The 2,806-nt window shown below is 45.9% G+C and carries 4 protein-coding genes; 1 reads left to right on the plus strand and 3 read right to left on the minus strand.

Annotation, left to right across the window (positions count from 1 at the left end; genetic code table 11):
- Window positions 1–328: type II toxin-antitoxin system PemK/MazF family toxin (locus F6K38_RS38835; RefSeq protein ID WP_287360263.1), on the plus strand; the 328-nt coding region annotated here is incomplete at its 5' end.
- 364 nt (window positions 329–692) lie between these two features.
- Here the strand turns inward: F6K38_RS38835 and F6K38_RS38840 are convergent.
- From F6K38_RS38840 to F6K38_RS38850, 3 genes are all read right to left on the minus strand, one after another.
- A complete protein-coding gene (locus F6K38_RS38840; RefSeq protein WP_287360264.1) occupies window positions 693–1,169 on the minus strand; it encodes a type II toxin-antitoxin system HicB family antitoxin in 477 nt (158 codons plus the stop codon).
- 283 nt (window positions 1,170–1,452) lie between these two features.
- Window positions 1,453–1,590, minus strand: coding sequence for a hypothetical protein (locus F6K38_RS38845; protein ID WP_287265151.1), 138 nt, complete (start codon window positions 1,588–1,590; stop codon window positions 1,453–1,455).
- A gap of 5 nt (window positions 1,591–1,595) precedes the next feature.
- Window positions 1,596–2,806, minus strand: a 1,211-nt coding sequence (locus F6K38_RS38850) for a sulfate/molybdate ABC transporter ATP-binding protein (protein WP_287360265.1), incomplete at its 5' end; no start/stop codon positions are given.

Here is a 2,806-nt window from a genome sequence, read left to right on the forward strand (position 1 = left end):
CGATCCCACCATTGGTTTTGAAATTAAGAAGACTCGCCCTTGTGTGATTATATCTCCTAATGAGATGAATCAGTATATTAAGACAGTGATTATTGCACCAATGACGACAGCGAAGCGAAATTATCCCCTGGTAATGAGATACACAGGATTTTTTCCCTATTCCCGTCTTGATGATGTTGACCACATTCCCCTAAAAAAGGCGCAGTTCAATCCGTTTACTCGAAGACCCAACACTGAAAGCCCCGTCACAAAGCGAGCAGGGATAAAAGTGAATAGCGCGCTTAAAGCCAGCGAAAAAATTTTGCAATTGGTGTTGAATATTATCTAGCGCTATAGTATACTAAAGGTATGAGTACAGGCTGAGAAACCGCAGGCTGAGCCGGGAGAGAGACCCGTAACTTACTGACCTGAAAGCAGTAATGCTCGGAGGGTAGGGAAAGTCCTCCTTAAAAACCCAACCGTCAATTAACCGTTGGCGTGTGAACCTAGCAGAATCACATTTTGAGAAAAAAAACTGTACGGCGGGGCACGCCGGAACCAGGTGAAAAGGAAGAAAACGGACTTTTTAAGGCACTTCCCTACAAGTAGCCAAACGCGATCGCGAGAATTGCCCGCTGGGTCTACTGTGAACTGAACTGAAGTCTTGGTCTTGACGGGTATTTGGTTTAGGTACTGCTTAATTTTTGGCGGCGTCAAAGATTAGGACATGGTGGTTTAAGGCAGCTCGTTGATCTGGGAATCGCCGTTCTTTCAAGACGGCGAGTGTCAACTAAGGCAGCTAGTGCCCGTTCCAGTGTAGGAAGTTTCGTCCCGTTATCGGGGTCGAGAATGCGCTTGACTTCCTGTTCATCAGTATTGAGAGTATGGGCTAATTGGAGTGATGTAATCCCTGCTTCGCACATGGCCAGGTAAAGGGCAGCTTTTAAGGCAGTCTGAATTGGCACCGGCACTAAATAGTCTCCGCCTGCTGGGGGTGAGGGATTGGGGATGTCGAGTTGGTCATCAATTCTGGCTGCGATCGCTTCTTCCAAACAGTCAGCTGCTTCAGCTAAGGCTTGTTCGATGGAATCTCCCTGAGTAATGGCTTCTGGCAGATCCTGAAAAGTTACCACAAACCCGCCATCCGACTCGTCAGGGGTAAATCTAGCCGGGAATGAAAATCGACTCATAGTAATGGCATGGTTAAATCTCATCTTCCTGTAGACTAAGCTACAAAATTTGCCTTCAATGTCCCAGTCTTGAGTTCATCTTTGGGATTGCGAACAATAGTAAATCGGTCACCAAAATAGAGTGTGACGTGGCTTCCTTTCCCGCGCTTTTTGTCAACACGAGCTTCGAGACCACGCTCTCTTGCTAACTTTTTTACCCTCTATCATGAACTCACTTCCTTTCATAATAAAACTATCGGAAATTATTGTCCGGTAGTCAAGGGCGAAGGGATCCGTGTTGGGTTTATAAAAGATTTGCGATCGCCTTTGGCGGGCTCTTCGAGCCATCGCTTTTAGCGTGGCCTACGGCCAATCGCGTAGGGGCGACCTTCGCGTAGCGTGGCCCAAAGGCCAAGGAGCATCGTACTCCTGTTGTACTCATTTCAATCAACTCTCCATCAAAATCAACCTCAAAGCATCTAACTGCACATACCATGGCTGAGGCCAAGCTTTAATCTGATGCCATTTTTCCTTAAAAACTTCAGCTTGGAGGTGGTATTGTTGAGGATTGTAGGACTTACCAAGTTTAGTTTGTTTTGCCCCCCTAGCCCCCCAATTTTGGGGGGTAATGATGTCAAAGTCCCCCGCCCCCCTAGCCCCCCAATTTTGGGGGGTAATGATGTCAAAGTCCCCCAGAATTGGGGGATTTAGGGGGCAATCCATAATTCCTGTATTCCTAGAAGCAGTATATAAATTCAGATAAAGTGTAACTCGGTGCTGGGTTTCACTCATGGTCACCAGCCAACAGGGAAAAGTATTGTCGTGATTTGGCTCTTTTAGAAATCTCAAATGATGGGCACGGATGCCAACATAGGCTAAGGATTTCCTGATCGGTTCCACAACTGAGAGACTACAGTTCCAGTCCAGGGCTTGAATTTTTTGGTGGTCAATAATTTCAACCCGAGAAAAGTTTTTACACTCGGTTAATTGTGCTACCCTAAAGCTAGGAGGATGCTCAAAAATAGCTTCTTTAGAGTCATAACCAATAACATTTCCTTCGGAAAGTACTAAGAGATTACCACAGACCCGGTAAGCTTCCTCTAATTTATGGGTGACGAAAAGAGTAGCTCCTTGATAGCTAGAGAAAACTTCCGTTAGTAGCATTTCGATCTGATTCCGTAGATAGGTATCAAGGGCAGAAAGGGGCTCATCTAATAGTAAAGCTTCTGGTGCGATCGCCATTGCTCTTGCCAAGGCTACCCGCTGCTGCTGTCCCCCAGAAATTTCGTGAGGATAGCGCTTTTCCAATCCCTGTAAATGCATCAGTTCAATATATTTCCATACCCGTTTATTCCTTTGGGCTTTCGGCAATTCCTGTAAGCCAAAGCCGATATTTTCAGCTACATTCATGTGGGGAAAGAGGGCGTAGTTTTGAAACACAAAACCAATGCGACGTTGGTGAGGAGGAACGTTAATACCCTGTTTAGAATCAAACAAAACTCTTCCGTTCAAGACAATGCGGCCTTGAGTCGGTGTAGCCAAACCAGCAATACACCGTAGCGTCATACTTTTACCAGAACCAGAAGCCCCTAAGATTCCTAAGGGCTTACCATTAGCAGTAAATTTAGCATCTAGGGTAAAGCTAGAGCTTACCTCTT

Source organism: Moorena sp. SIO3B2, from assembly GCF_010692525.1.
GTDB lineage: Bacteria > Cyanobacteriota > Cyanobacteriia > Cyanobacteriales > Coleofasciculaceae > Moorena > Moorena producens.